The organism is Pseudomonas sp. K5002 (assembly GCF_013386655.1).
Classification (GTDB): domain Bacteria; phylum Pseudomonadota; class Gammaproteobacteria; order Pseudomonadales; family Pseudomonadaceae; genus Aquipseudomonas.
Genome location: NZ_JACARK010001690.1, coordinates 1 through 494, shown reverse-complemented (window position 1 = coordinate 494; position 494 = coordinate 1). Strand labels below are relative to the sequence as shown.

Annotated in this window: 1 pseudogene; it reads left to right on the top strand. The window is 67.2% G+C overall.

From position 1 onward, the window contains the following. Positions 1-494: pseudogene (locus tag HX846_RS38730) on the top strand (pyridine nucleotide-disulfide oxidoreductase); the annotation flags it as partial.

Below are 494 nucleotides of genomic sequence, written 5' to 3'. Positions count from 1 at the left end.
CCGCGTCGACCGTCGAGCACATTCGCGCCGAGGTGACAGACCTTGAGGTGGATGAACACGCCACACGGCTGACCTTGAGCGACGGCCAGCAACTGCGCGGTGCCTGTGCGGTATTGGCCACCGGCATGTTCCCGGCGGCACGCACGCCACAGACCGAATCCAGCGGCTTGAATGCCGCTGCCGTCGACCCGTGGGATGTATCGGCCATGACCCAACTGGACCCGCAATCCACCGTGCTGATCATCGGTTCCGGGCTGACCATGGTGGACGCCGTGGTGTCCCTGGAACAGGCCGGCCATCGCGGGCCCATCGAGATTTTTTCGCGCCACGGCCTGTTGCCCCATGTCCGTCGGCAGCCGCCGGCCTGGGTCGACTTCCTGGGAGAAGACCACAGCCTGCGCAGCCCCCGGCAATTGCTGCGGGAGGTGCGGCGCCAATGCCGGCTCGCGCTGGAGCAGGGGATTGACTGGCAAGCGCCGCTGGACACCGTGCGT